Annotated in this window: 10 protein-coding genes and 1 riboswitch; of the genes, 8 read left to right on the top strand and 2 right to left on the bottom strand. The window is 72.8% G+C overall.

The window, feature by feature from the left end:
• Positions 1-180 precede the first annotated feature (180 nt).
• From OHT61_RS05270 to OHT61_RS05260, 3 genes are all read left to right on the top strand, one after another.
• Positions 181-978 (top strand): carbon-nitrogen hydrolase family protein, encoded by a 798-nt coding sequence (locus OHT61_RS05270; RefSeq protein ID WP_329035462.1) that lies wholly within the window; start codon positions 181-183, stop codon positions 976-978.
• A gap of 56 nt (positions 979-1,034) precedes the next feature.
• Positions 1,035-2,747 carry a flavin monoamine oxidase family protein gene (locus OHT61_RS05265; protein WP_329035460.1) on the top strand — a complete coding sequence of 571 codons (1,713 nt, stop codon included), beginning with the start codon at positions 1,035-1,037 and terminating at the stop codon, positions 2,745-2,747.
• A 549-nt stretch (positions 2,748-3,296) separates the two neighbouring features.
• On the top strand, positions 3,297-4,418 hold the full coding sequence (locus tag OHT61_RS05260; protein ID WP_329043103.1) for a glycoside hydrolase family 6 protein: 1,122 nt from the start codon (positions 3,297-3,299) through the stop codon (positions 4,416-4,418).
• 12 nt (positions 4,419-4,430) lie between these two features.
• Here OHT61_RS05260 and OHT61_RS05255 read toward each other — a convergent pair whose 3' ends face one another.
• Both OHT61_RS05255 and OHT61_RS05250 read right to left on the bottom strand, forming a co-directional pair.
• A complete protein-coding gene (locus OHT61_RS05255; RefSeq protein WP_329035458.1) occupies positions 4,431-5,822 on the bottom strand; it encodes a uracil-xanthine permease family protein in 1,392 nt (463 codons plus the stop codon).
• Between the two features lie 174 nt (positions 5,823-5,996).
• Positions 5,997-7,226, bottom strand: coding sequence for an MFS transporter (locus tag OHT61_RS05250; protein WP_329035456.1), 1,230 nt, complete (start codon positions 7,224-7,226; stop codon positions 5,997-5,999).
• Between the two features lie 143 nt (positions 7,227-7,369).
• Here OHT61_RS05250 and OHT61_RS05245 point away from each other — a divergent pair, with 143 nt between their 5' ends.
• The 5 genes from OHT61_RS05245 (at position 7,370) to OHT61_RS05225 (ending at position 12,610) form a co-directional block, all read left to right on the top strand.
• The gene (locus tag OHT61_RS05245) at positions 7,370-8,602 is read left to right on the top strand and encodes an ROK family transcriptional regulator (protein ID WP_329035455.1); all 1,233 of its coding nucleotides are present in this window, start codon (positions 7,370-7,372) and stop codon (positions 8,600-8,602) included.
• 67 nt (positions 8,603-8,669) lie between these two features.
• Positions 8,670-8,800: riboswitch (FMN riboswitch) on the top strand.
• A gap of 188 nt (positions 8,801-8,988) precedes the next feature.
• On the top strand, positions 8,989-10,062 hold the full coding sequence (ribD, locus tag OHT61_RS05240; RefSeq protein ID WP_443049604.1) for a bifunctional diaminohydroxyphosphoribosylaminopyrimidine deaminase/5-amino-6-(5-phosphoribosylamino)uracil reductase RibD: 1,074 nt from the start codon (positions 8,989-8,991) through the stop codon (positions 10,060-10,062).
• On the top strand, positions 10,063-10,683 hold the full coding sequence (locus tag OHT61_RS05235; protein ID WP_329035452.1) for a riboflavin synthase: 621 nt from the start codon (positions 10,063-10,065) through the stop codon (positions 10,681-10,683). It abuts the gene before it with no gap.
• Positions 10,680-11,324, top strand: coding sequence for a nicotinamide mononucleotide transporter family protein (locus OHT61_RS05230; protein ID WP_329035450.1), 645 nt, complete (start codon positions 10,680-10,682; stop codon positions 11,322-11,324). The genes OHT61_RS05235 and OHT61_RS05230 overlap by 4 nt, the downstream gene beginning before the upstream one ends.
• The gene (locus tag OHT61_RS05225; RefSeq protein WP_329035448.1) at positions 11,321-12,610 is read left to right on the top strand and encodes a bifunctional 3,4-dihydroxy-2-butanone-4-phosphate synthase/GTP cyclohydrolase II; all 1,290 of its coding nucleotides are present in this window, start codon (positions 11,321-11,323) and stop codon (positions 12,608-12,610) included. The genes OHT61_RS05230 and OHT61_RS05225 overlap by 4 nt, the downstream gene beginning before the upstream one ends.
• The last annotated feature ends 4 nt before the right edge of the window (positions 12,611-12,614 follow it).

The following is a 12,614-nucleotide window of genomic DNA, read 5'->3' as shown; positions in this document are numbered from 1 at the left end:
GCCGAGACGGAAATCACTCGCCTGACCTGCGGTGACGCTCCACGCAACGAATCGCCGCCCCCGGGCCCGCACGCGCAATGGATCGACGGTGGACGCGCAACAATCGCGCCTTGTCCGGTGTGTTCCCGGCGCCGTACCTTCGATACGTCTCCCGCCCCGCCCGCCCCGCCGAGGTCAGCCATGCCGTCGTTGCGCACCGCCCTGCTCCAGAGTTCCGGACGGCCCGGAGCCGTCGCGGAGAACCTGAAGGCGCTGGACGAGGCCGCCGCGAGGGCCGCCGGCGCGGGTGCCCGGCTGCTGGTCTCACCCGAACTGTTCCTCACCGGGTACGCCGTCGGCGACGCCGTGCCCGACCTGGCGGAGCCCGCCGACGGGCCCGGCGCGCGAGCGGTCGCCGAGATCGCCGTACGCCACGGTCTCGCCGTCCTGTACGGCTACCCGGAGCGCGACGGCGACCGGATCTTCAACAGCGCCCAGCTCGTCGGACCCGACGGCGCCCCGTCGGCGAACTACCGCAAGACCCACCTCTTCGGCTCCTTCGAGCAGACGTGGTTCACCCCCGGTGACACGCCGGTCGTCCAGGCCGAACTCGACGGCGTCCGGATCGGGCTGCTGATCTGCTACGACGTCGAGTTCCCGGAGAACGTCCGCGCCCACGCACTGGCCGGGACGGAACTGCTGCTCGTGCCGACCGCGCTGATGCACCCCTTCCCGTTCGTCGCCGAGTCCGTGGTGCCGGTCCGCGCCTTCGAGAGCCAGATGTACATCGCGTACGTCAACAGGACCGGCACGGAGGGCGAGTTCGAGTTCACCGGCCTCAGCTGCCTGGCCGGTCCCGACGGCACGGCCCGCGCCCGGGCCGGCCGCGGCGAGGAACTCGTCGTCGGGGACGTCGACCCCGGGTTCCTGACCGCCTCACGGGCCGCCAACCCCTATCTCCAGGACCGTCGTCCCGGCCTGTACGGCTCCCTCGCCTGACCCGCACGCCCCTTCCCGAGCCCAGCCACGCCCGCCCCGCAAGGAGTCCGTACCCCATGACGTCCACGGTGCCCAACGCCGTCCAGCACACCGACGCGCAGCCGCAGCCCCCGATCACCATGTTCGGGCCGGACTTCCCCTACGCGTACGACGACTTCCTCGCGCACCCCGCGGGCATCGGCCAGATACCGGCCACCGAGCACGGATCCGAGGTCGCCGTCATCGGCGGCGGGCTCTCCGGCGTCATCGCGGCGTACGAACTGATGAAGATGGGGCTCAAGCCCGTCGTCTACGAGGCGGACCGGATCGGCGGGCGGCTGCGCACCGTCGGCTTCGAGGGCTGCGACCCCTCGCTCACCGCCGAGATGGGCGCCATGCGCTTCCCGCCCTCGTCCACGGCGCTCCAGCACTACATCGACCTGGTGGGCCTGGAGACCAGGCCCTTCCCCAACCCGCTCTCCCCGGCGACCCCCTCGACCGTCGTCGACCTCAAGGGGGAGTCCCACTACGCGGAGACCATCGACGACCTGCCGCCCGTGTACCGCGAGGTGATGGACGCCTGGAACTCCTGCCTGGAGGAGGGCGCCGACTTCTCCGACATGAACCGCGCCATGCGCGAGCGCGACGTGCCGCGCATCCGCGAGATCTGGGCGAAGCTCGTGGAGAAGCTCGACGACCAGACCTTCTACGGCTTCCTCTGCGGTTCGGACTCCTTCTCCTCCTTCCGCCATCGCGAGATCTTCGGCCAGGTCGGCTTCGGCACGGGCGGCTGGGACACCGACTTCCCCAACTCGATCCTGGAGATCCTGCGCGTCGTCTACACCGAGGCCGACGACCACCACCGGGGCATCGTCGGCGGCAGCCAGCAGCTGCCGCTGCGCCTGTGGGAGCGCGAGCCGCAGAAGCTCGTGCACTGGGCGCCGGGAACGTCGCTGTCGTCCCTGCACGGGGGAGAGCCGCGCGGGGCGGTCACCCGGCTCGACCGCACGGCCGGGAACCGGATCACCGTCACCGACGCCTCGGGCGACATCCGTACCTACCGGGCCGCCGTGTTCACCGGGCAGTCGTGGCTGCTGCTCTCCAAGATCGCCTGTGACGACGCGCTCTTCCCGATCGACCACTGGACGGCGATGGAGCGCACCCACTACATGGAGTCGTCCAAGCTGTTCGTCCCGGTCGACCGGCCGTTCTGGCTGGACGAGGCCGTCGACGGCCAGGGCAACCCCACCGGCCGGGACACGATGTCCATGACGCTGACGGACCGGATGACCCGGGGCACGTACCTCCTCGACGACGGCCCGGACAAGCCGGCCGTCATCTGCCTCTCCTACACCTGGTGCGACGACAGCCTGAAGTGGCTGCCGCTGTCTCCCAAGGAGCGCATGGACGTCATGCTCAAGTCGCTCGGGGAGATCTATCCGGGCGTCGACATCCGCAAGCACGTCATCGGCAACCCGGTCACCGTCTCCTGGGAGAACGAGCCCTGGTTCATGGGCGCGTTCAAGGCCAACCTGCCCGGCCACTACCGCTACCAGCGACGGCTGTTCACCCACTTCATGCAGGACCGGCTGCCCGAGGACAAGCGCGGCCTGTTCCTCGCCGGCGACGACATCTCCTGGACCGCCGGCTGGGCCGAGGGCGCCGTCCAGACGGCGCTGAACGCGGTCTGGGGAGTGATGGCCCAGTTCGGCGGCGCCACCGACCCGGCGAACCCCGGGCCGGGCGACGTCTTCGACGAGATCGCGCCCGTCGAACTCCCGGAGGGCTGAGGCGGGCCGCCCCGCCGTCGGCGGAGCCGCATCGCCCCGTCGTGCGACCGCAGCTCCCGCATCCCGCTGAGTCCAGGCCGCGTCCGCACGGCCACAGGCCCCCTCCCGGAGCCCGTGCGGACGCAGCCGGGCTACGGCAGGTGTCCACCGCGGGCGGCGCGGAACCGCGACCGGTGCCGTCCAGGCCCCCGCCGGTGCGAACCGCAGCGGGCGTAGGCGGGGGCGGCCCCGGCGACGGTCGCTGCCGCGCGGGCCCAGGTCGCAGGGCCGGGGCCGCCGTCGGGAGCGGGTTCCCGGAGCGACGAGGGCATCCGGCCGCGCGCGCCCTGCCGGGGCGTGCCCGCCTCCCGTGCCCGTCCGCGAACCGCGTGATCGCCCCCTGCGCGCGGAGCCCCGACCGTAGGCTCGCCCGCGGCGCCGTCGGGCCGGAGATCTCCCCGGTACGTACGCACACCTGGCGCCGAGGGAGAGGGAACGAGGGTGTCGGCTGCACGCGGGCAGAGCAGGACCGGAGGGAGGCGGCACGGGCGGGCCGCCCGGCGCCACGCCATGGCGGTGTTCGCCTCGGCCGTCGTCGCGGCCGGTGCGGCGACCGGGGTGGTGGCCGCCGCCGGGGGAGACGGCGGGCGCGGCACCGCGCGTCCCGAGACGGACGCGTCCGCGGTCCTGGAGCCCCTTCCCGCCGTACCCGTCCCCTCCGTGTCCGTCCCGGCGACCGTGTCACCGCCCGCGGCCCCGAGCCCTTCGCCGAGCGCCCGGAGGACCACCGCACCGGCCGCCCCGAAGCGGCCCGCACCCCGCGCCGGGACGCCCGGTGCGCTCTACCGGCACCCCGAGTCGCAGGTACTGGACTGGGTGGACGCCCACCGGGACGACCCGCGGCGCCCGCTCATCGAGTCCCGGATCGCGGCGCAGCCCGCCGCCGTCTGGTTCCCCTCGTACAACCCGGGGGCGGTGACGCGCCAGGTCCGGAACGTGACGTCGGCGGCCGCCGCCGCGGGCCGCACGCCCGTCCTGGTGCCCTACGCGATCCCCGACCGGGACTGCGGCGGGGCCTCCGAGGGAGGGGCGCCCGGCCCGGCCGCGTACGACGCGTGGATGGCGGACTTCGCTGCGGGGCTGGGCTCCGGGCCCGTGATCGTCATCCTGGAACCCGATGCGATCGCCCTCTCCAACTGCCTCTCGGCAGCTCGGCGGGCCGACCGTTTCGCGTCCCTCGCGCGGGCCGCCCGTACCCTGCACGCCGCCGGCGCGCGCACCAAGGTCTACTTCGACGGGGGCCATTCCGGCTGGCACTCCGCCGCGAAGCAGGCCGCCGCACTGCGGGAGGCGGGGGCGGCCTCGGACGGGGACGGCGTCTTCACCAACGTGTCCAACTTCCACAGCACGGCCGACGAGACGGCGTACGCCCGCAAGGTCCTCGCCGCGCTCGGCGGCGAGAACCTGGGTGCCGTCATCGACACGAGCCGCAACGGCAACGGGGCCCCGGCCGCCGGCGAGTGGTGCGACCCGGCGGGCCGGGCGCTCGGCAGGACCCCGACGACGGACACCGGCCAGGCCGGGATCGACGCCTACCTCTGGGTGAAGCTCCCGGGCGAGTCCGACGGCTGCAAGGGCTCCGCCGGCTCGTTCACGCCCGGCTACGCCTACGAGCTGGCCACCGGCGGGTAGACGGGACGCCGGTCAGGACGTCCCGGCCGGCCGCTCGTCGTCGTACTGGGACGTACCGGAGTCCAGCAGGGGCTCCTGCGTCTTCAGATGGGCCGGGGCGAAGGCGCGCAGCGCGTGGTAGCCGGTGATCACGACCAGGGTGCCGAGCGCGATGCCGCCCAGCTCGAAGTTGTCGCCGATCTTCAGGCTGACGCCGCCGACGCCGATGATGATGCCCGCGGCGGCCGGCACGAGGTTGAGCGGATTGCGCAGGTCGACCCCGGCGTTCAGCCAGATCTGGGCGCCCAGCAGGCCGATCATGCCGTAGAGGATGACGGTGATGCCGCCGAGCACGCCACCGGGGATCGCCGCGACGACCGCGCCGAACTTGGGGCAGAGGCCGAAGAGCAGTGCGAAGGACGCGGCGGCCCAGTAGGCGGCCGTGGAGTAGACCCTGGTCGCCGCCATGACCCCGATGTTCTCGGAGTAGGTGGTGTTGGGCGGACCGCCGACGGCCGTGGACAGCACCGAGGCGGCCCCGTCCGCCGCGATGGCGGTGCCCAGCTTGTCGTCCAGGGTCTCACCGGTCATCTCGCCGACAGCCTTCACGTGCCCGGCGTTCTCGGCGATCAGGGCGATCACGACCGGCAGGGCGACGAGGATCGCCGACCACTCGAAGCTCGGGCCGTGGAAGTCGGGCAGCCCGATCCAGTCGGCGTGCGCCACGGCGGACAGGTCCAGCCGCCAGTGGTCGACGGCCTCGCCGCCGCCCGCCGGGGAGTGGATCTTCCCGAAGACCAGGTCGAGCACCCACGACAGCACGTATCCGAAGACCAGGCCGAGGAAGATCGCGATACGGGAGAAGAACCCGCGCAGGCAGACCACGGCCAGACCGGTGAACAGCATCACCAGCAGGGCGGTCCACTGGTCCTGCGGCCAGTACGTCGACGCGGTGACGGGAGCCAGGTTGAAACCGATGAGCATGACCACGGCGCCGGTCACCACGGGAGGCATGGCCGCGTGGATGATCCGCGCGCCGAACCGCTGCACGACGAGGCCCACCAGGAACAGCACGGCACCGACCACGAGGATGGCGCCGGTGACGGTCGCGCTGGTGCCGCCACTCGCGCGGATCGTCGCGGCGACGCCCACGAAGGAGAGCGAGCAGCCCAGGTAGCTGGGGACCCTGCCGCGCGTGGCGAGCAGGAAGATGGCGGTCGCGACACCGGACATCATGATCGCGAGGTTCGGGTCCAGGCCCATCAGGACGGGCGCGACGAACGACGCACCGAACATGGCGACGACGTGCTGGGCGCCGAGACCGAACGTGCGGGGCCAGGAGAGCCGCTCGTCGGGGCGTACCACGGCCCCCGGTGCGGGCGTCTTCCCGTCGCCGTGCAAGGTCCAGCGCACGCCGAGGCCCATGGTCGCTCCTGATCGGTTGTTTCGGTGCGCCCGATGGGTCCACCCGCGGAAAAGATCAGAGTCACCCTAGTGCCGCACGGCCCCGGCTTCGTGGCGGGGCCCCGTGGCGGTGCCGGCGCGGAGCCCGCACGGGCCCCGCGCCGCCGCTCTCCCGGGGCAGCGCGCCGCGGGAGGTCAGCCGCCGGCCGGGCTGCTGCTCGGAGCGGGCCGCGCCACGCCGCCCTGGGTGACCTTGCGGTCGCCCGCCCGCAGCACGCCGGCGCCCAGGACCAGTCCGAACGCCAGCACCGTCACCAGCCCGAAGGACACGATCAGCGAGGTCGCCTCGGCGAGCGAACCGATGGCGGACGGCGCGATGAGCCCCGAGGTGTAGGTGATGGTGGCGACCCCCGCGATGGCGCGGCTCGGATTCGTGCCGCTGCGGCCGGCCGCGGCGAAGGCGAGCGGCACGACGACCGCCACGCCGAGACCGATCAGCCCGAAGCCGCAGAGGGCCAGGGCCGGTCCGGACGCCAGGACCACGAGCAGCCCCCCGGCGGTGGCCAGGAAACCGCCGGCCCGTGCGGTGCGCACCGCGCCGAACCGGTCGACGATCCGGTCCCCGGCGATGCGGGCCACGGCCATGGTCAGGGCGAATGCCGTGGTCGAGGCCGCGGCGAGTCCGGCGGAACTGCCCATGATGTCCCGGAGGTAGACGGCCGACCAGTCCAGGCTGGCCCCTTCGGCGAACACCGCGCAGAAGCCGACGGCGCCGATGATCAGCGCGGACCTGGGCGGCAGGGTGAAGCGCGGCGGCGGTTCCTCGTCCGGCTCGCTGCGCAGGTCGAGCACGCCCTGACAGGCGGCGAGGCCGAGCACGGTGAGGACCAGCGCGGCCAGGGTGTGGTGCAGCCGGGCGTCCGTCCCGATGTGTGCCGCGACGGTGCCGGCCGCCGAGCCGACCAGGGCCCCAGCACTCCACATGCCGTGCAGCCCGGACATGATCGACTTGTCGAGCCGGTTCTCCACCTCCACGCCGAGCGCGTTCATCGCCACGTCCGACATCCCCGCGGTGGCGCCGTAGACGAACAGCGCCGCGCAGAGGGTGAGCAGGTTCGGGGCGAGCGCGGGCAGGATCAGCGCCAGGGTCCACAGGGCCAGCAGGCCGCGCAGGGCGGTGCGTGCGCCGAAGCGGTGGCTGACGCTGCCGGCCAGCGGCATGGCCAGCGAGGCGCCGATGGCGGGGAAGGCGAGGGCGAGACCGAGCTGGCCCGCGCTCACGGCCGCGTGGTCCTGGATCCACGGGACGCGGGTCGCGAAGCTGCCGGTCACCGCCCCGTGCACGGCGAAGACCGCGGCCACGGCGTACCTGGCCCGTCTGACCTTCTCCGCGCCGAAGACCGGGACCGCTGAATCCTTTGTCATGCGCCGTGGCCCTCCCCTGGGAAATCGCTCGGGCGCCGTCCTGACGGCGCCCGTCGCGCGGTGCGGCCCGTAAACTATCAGGAACCCTGCCTGATAAATAACCCCACGGAAGCGGGGCGGCAGCGATCTGGAAGGATCCCGGCATGCCCGCATCCCCGAGCACCGCCCGGGCCATCAACGACCGGCTCGCCCTGCGACTGCTCCAGCAGGACGGCCCGCTGACGGCCACGCAGCTCAAGACCATGACCGGCCTCTCCCGTCCCACGGTCGCCGACCTGGTGGAGCGGTTGCAGGACGCCGGTCTGGTCACGGTCGTCGGGGAGAGCGGATCCGACCGCCGGGGACCGAACGCCCGGTTGTACGGGATCGTCGCGGACCGGGCCCATCTGGCCGCCCTCGACGTGCGTACGGACAGCGTGGCCGTCGCCGTGGCCGACCTGCTCGGTGTCACGCTCGCCGAGGCCACCCTGCCGATCGGCAGCGACACGGGCACGCAGTCCGCCGTGGAGCTGGCCGCCGCCATGGTGGAACACGTCGCGAGAACCGCCGGCACGGCACCGCTGCACAGCGTCGGCATCGGCGCCCCCGGCCTCGTCGACCCCGTCACCGGTGAACTCAGGGAGACCGCCGGGCTCCCCGCCTGGCACCGGGGCCTGGTCAAGGAACTCCAGCGGCGGCTGTCCGCGACCGTCCTCGTCGAGAACGAGACCAACCTCGCCGCCGTCGCCGAACACCGCATCGGCGCGGCCCGGGACCGGGACACGTTCGTGCTGCTCTGGCTGGGCCACGGTGTCGGTGCCGCCGTCATGCTCGACGGGCGGCTGCGCCGGGGTGCCTCGGGAGGAGCGGGCGAGATCGGCTTCATGCCGGTGCCCGGAACACGGGGAATCCCCTCCGCCGTCAACTGCGACGGCGGATTTCACTCGTTGGCGGGGTCCGGCGCGATCTGCGCGCTCGCCGCGGAGCACGGCATCAGGGCGTGGAGCCCTCCGGCGGGCGGCGGCCAGGAGCAGGACCCCGCCGCCGCCTTCGCCGTCCGGGCCGCACTCCGGGCCGGCGGCGGGGACGCCGAGGTGTTCCTCGACGCGCTCGCCGACGGCCTCGCACTCGGCGCAGCCTCCGTCGTCTCCGTGCTCGACCCCGGGTGCCTCGTCCTCGCGGGCGAGGTCGGCCTCGCCGGCGGCCGGGCGCTCGCCGCCCGGGTCGAGGACCGCCTGGCCCGGATGTCGCCGCTGCCCACGGAGGTGAGGGCCGGGACGCTGGGTGGCGGCGCGGTGCTGCGCGGTGCCCTCTTCGCCGCCCGTGAGGCCGCCCAGGACGCCCTCTTCGCCCCCGGGGCCCCGACCGCCCGGAAAGCCGCCGGGCTCCCCCTGTGAGCTGTTGCACAGAGGGCGCCCGTATGGGTGAAGGTACTTCGTGGCACAATGTGTTGTGTACCAGTAGCAGCGCACTCCGGGGTCGGTGCAATTCCGAACCGGCGGTTATAGTCCGCGACCCGTCCGCATCCAGCGGCCGGTTGACCAGGTGGGATTCCTGGACCGACGGTTAAAGTCCGGATGGGAGGCAGTGCGCGGCGGGCCGTCACAGGTACGCCGCCGTAGGCGGACGCGTTTTCCCCGTTCATCCGGGAGACCGTGTCCCCGTCATCGGTTTCCGGCGTCCCCCTGTTGCGTTCCGTTTCTCTGTCGTCATCGACAGGCCCCGGAGTTCGTGCCCCAAGAGGCAGGAGAACCCGGTGGCCACCACGGCCGAACACACCGCCATGCGGCGCGCTGTCGCACTCGCCGCACGCGGACTCGGCGCCACCAGCCCCAACCCGGTCGTCGGGAGCGTCATCCTGGACGCCGCCGGTGAGAAGGTGGGCGAAGGCTTCCACGAGCGCGCCGGAGGGCCGCACGCCGAGATCCACGCCCTGCGTGAGGCCGGCGAGAGGGCTCGTGGCGGCACCGCGTACGTCACCCTCGAACCGTGCAACCACACCGGACGCACCGGCCCCTGTGCCCAGGCGCTGATCGAGGCCGGCGTCCGGCGCGTCGTCTACGCGGTCGCAGACCCGAACCCGCAGGCCACGGGCGGCGCGGACACCCTGCGCGCCGCGGGCGTCGAGGTGGAGCAGGGGCTCCTCGCCGAAGAGGCGGAGGCCGTCAACATCGCCTGGCTCACCTCGGTGCGCCTGGGCCGCCCGTACGTCCTGTGGAAGTACGCGGCGACGCTCGACGGGCGGGTCGCCGCCGCCGACTCCACCAGCCGCTGGATCAGCTCCCCCGAATCCCGCGCCGACGTCCACCGGCTGCGCGCCGAGGCCGACGCCGTCGTGGTCGGCTCCGGCACCGCGCGGAGCGACGACCCGCAGCTGGCCGTACGCGGCATCGAGGGCGCCACCCAGCCGCTCCGCGTGGTCGTCGACACCGGCGCCACCGCGGTACGGCCCGGAGCCCGCGTCCTCGACGCGACCGCGCCCACCCTGATCGCCGTCGCCGACGACGCCGCGACGGACCACCTCCCCGCCGGGAACGTGCTGCGCCTGCCCCGTGCCGAGGCCGGTCCCGGCCTCGACGTCGAGGCCCTGCTCGCGGCCCTCCACGCGCGGGGCGTCCGCTCCGTGCTCCTGGAGGGCGGCCCGGTCCTCGCCGGATCCTTTGTCTCCGCGGGAGCCGTCGACACCGTTGTCGGCTATCTCGCCCCGGTCCTCCTCGGCGCGGGCCCCTCCGCTCTCGCCGACGCCGGAATCTCCACCCTCTCCCAGGCGTTGCGCCTCGATGTGACGGAGACAGTCCGTCTCGGTCCCGACGTACGCGTCACCGCCGTCCCCGCCCCTGCTCGGAAGGGAAACTGAGTGTTCACCGGAATTGTCGAAGAACTGGGTGAGATCACCGCCGTCGAGACGCTCGGCGACGCCTCCCGCTTCCGGCTGCGCGGCCCCGTGGTCACCGAGGACGCCAAGCACGGCGACTCCATCGCGGTGAACGGCGTCTGCCTCACCGTCGTGGAGACCGGGGACGGCGAGTTCACCGCCGACGTCATGGCCGAGACGCTGAAGCGCTCCAGCCTCGGCGCGCTGGCCACCGGCTCCCGGGTCAACCTCGAACGCCCCATGGCGCTCGGCGGCCGGCTCGGCGGACACATCGTCCAGGGCCACGTGGACGGCACCGGGCACATCGTCGAGCGGACGCCCTCCGAGCACTGGGAGCTCGTGAAGATCTCCCTGCCCGGCGACCTGACCCGCTACGTGGTGGAGAAGGGCTCGATCACGGTCGACGGCGTCAGCCTCACGGTCGTCGACGCGGGCTCCGACCACTTCACCATCAGCCTCATCCCCACCACCCTCGGACTGACCACGCTGGGCTTCAAGCAGCCCGGTGACCCGGTCAACCTCGAAGTGGACGTCCTCGCGAAGTACGTCGAGCGGCTGCTCGGCACGAGCACACCGCCGGAGCCCGGGGAGCCGGTCTCATGAGCGCGGTGGACTGGTTGGACTCGGAGGCGTTCACCGCCTTCGGGCAGCGCATCATCTGGTCCGACATGCTCGGCAACACCATCGGCCTGATCGCCCTGGCCCTCGGCTGGCTCCGCTCGGTGTGGACCTGGCCCGCCCAACTCCTGTCCGGTGCCGTGCTGGTCGCCGCCAACGTGTCCGTCCACCAGGCGGGCAGCGTCGGCAAGCAGCTGATCGTCGTCGCCGTCGCCGTCTGGGGATGGCGGCAGTGGACCCGCGGCAGGCAGAAGGCGCAGGACGGTTCCATCGCCGTGCGCTTCGCCACCTGGCGCGAGCGCGCGTACCTCGCCGGCGGAGCTGCCGCCGGCACCCTGGCCGTCGGCGGACTGTTCACGGCCTTCCCGTCCCTCTCCTGGAGTCCGTGGGCCGACGCGTACATCTTCGCCGGCACCCTCGTGGCGATGCTCGCCCAGGCCCGCGGCATGGTCGAGTTCTGGTTCGCCTGGCTGCTCGTCGATCTCGTCGGCGTCCCGCTGAACTTCCACAGCGGACTCGCCTTCTCCGGTCTCATCTACGTCGTCTACGGCGCCCTCGTCCTGTGGGGCATGCGCGACTGGTGGCTGCGTACGCGGACACCCGCTCTGGAAGGAGCCACGGCATGACTGCCCAGCCCACCTGGTTGCACGACCACACCCTCGAAGACCTCTCGCTGGACCCCGTCGAACAGGCGATCCGCGACATCGCCGCCGGACGGCCCGTCGTGGTCGTCGACGACGAGAACCGTGAGAACGAGGGCGACCTCGTCATCGCCGCCGAGAAGGCGACCCCCGAGATCGTCGCCTTCATGATGAGCGAGTGCCGCGGCCTGATCTGCGCACCCATGGAGACCGACGAGCTCGAACGCCTCGAACTCCCGCAGATGGTCGCCCACAACACCGAGTCGATGCAGACCGCCTTCACGGTCTCCGTGGACGCCTCGGCGGCCCACGGGGTGACCACCGGGATCTCGGCGGCCGACCGCGCCACCACCCTCCGGATGCTCGCGGACGGCAAGGCCGGCCCCGGCGACTTCGTGCGCCCCGGTCACGTCTTCCCGCTCCGCGCGAAGGCCGGAGGCGTGCTCGTCCGCAACGGGCACACCGAGGCGGCCGTCGACCTCGCCCGGCTCGCCGGACTGCGTCCCGCCGGCGCGATCGTGGAGATCGCGGGTGAGGACGGCGTGATGCTGCGCCTGCCCGAACTCATCCCCTTCGCGCGCAAGCACGGCCTCACGATCATCTCCATCGAGGACCTGGTCGCCTACCGGCGCACCTCCGAGCCGACCGTCCGCCGCGAGGCCGAGGTCCGACTGCCCACCACGTTCGGGCAGTTCACCGCGTACGGCTACCGCTCCATCGCCGACGGCGTCGAGCACGTGGCACTGGTGCACGGCGACATCGGCGACGGCGAGGACGTCCTCGTCCGGGTCCACTCGGAATGCCTGACGGGCGACATCTTCCAGTCGCAGCGCTGCGACTGCGGACCCCAGCTGCACGCCTCCATGGAGCGTGTCACGGCCGAGGGCCGCGGGGTCGTCGTGTACCTGCGCGGACACGAGGGCCGCGGCATCGGACTGCTGTCCAAGCTGCGGGCGTACGAACTCCAGGAGCGCGGTTCCGACACGCTCGACGCCAACCTGGAACTCGGCCTGCCCGCCGACGCCCGGGACTACGCGGCGGGCGCCCAGATCCTGAGCGACCTCGGCGTCCGCAGCCTCCGGCTGATGACCAACAACCCGGACAAGACCGCCGCGCTCGTGCGGCACGGACTCCGGATCACCGGACGCGAGCCCATGCCCGTCAAGGCCGGGGAGCACAACCTGCGGTACCTGCGCACCAAGCGGGACCGGATGGGGCACGACCTGCCCTGGCTCGACGCCACCACGGCGTCGGCCTGCGGCAACCAGTAAGAAC

This window comes from Streptomyces sp. NBC_00178, assembly GCF_036206005.1.
In the GTDB taxonomy this organism is placed as follows: Bacteria; Actinomycetota; Actinomycetes; order Streptomycetales; family Streptomycetaceae; genus Streptomyces.
Note: the sequence above shows the minus strand (reverse complement) of the source record. Positions and strands in the feature narration are given on the sequence as shown.

Bases quoted from the DNA above. Each gene is read 5' to 3' on its own strand.
- OHT61_RS05270 (WP_329035462.1), top strand. From the start codon at position 181: ATGCCGTCGTTGCGCACCGCCCTGCTCCAGAGTTCCGGACGGCCCGGA.
- OHT61_RS05265 (WP_329035460.1), top strand. From the start codon at position 1,035: ATGACGTCCACGGTGCCCAACGCCGTCCAGCACACCGACGCGCAGCCG.
- OHT61_RS05260 (WP_329043103.1), top strand. From the start codon at position 3,297: ATGGCGGTGTTCGCCTCGGCCGTCGTCGCGGCCGGTGCGGCGACCGGG.
- OHT61_RS05255 (WP_329035458.1), bottom strand. From the start codon at position 5,822: ATGGGCCTCGGCGTGCGCTGGACCTTGCACGGCGACGGGAAGACGCCC.
- OHT61_RS05250 (WP_329035456.1), bottom strand. From the start codon at position 7,226: ATGACAAAGGATTCAGCGGTCCCGGTCTTCGGCGCGGAGAAGGTCAGA.
- OHT61_RS05245 (WP_329035455.1), top strand. From the start codon at position 7,370: ATGCCCGCATCCCCGAGCACCGCCCGGGCCATCAACGACCGGCTCGCC.
- ribD (WP_443049604.1), top strand. From the start codon at position 8,989: ATGCGGCGCGCTGTCGCACTCGCCGCACGCGGACTCGGCGCCACCAGC.
- OHT61_RS05230 (WP_329035450.1), top strand. From the start codon at position 10,680: ATGAGCGCGGTGGACTGGTTGGACTCGGAGGCGTTCACCGCCTTCGGG.
- OHT61_RS05225 (WP_329035448.1), top strand. From the start codon at position 11,321: ATGACTGCCCAGCCCACCTGGTTGCACGACCACACCCTCGAAGACCTC.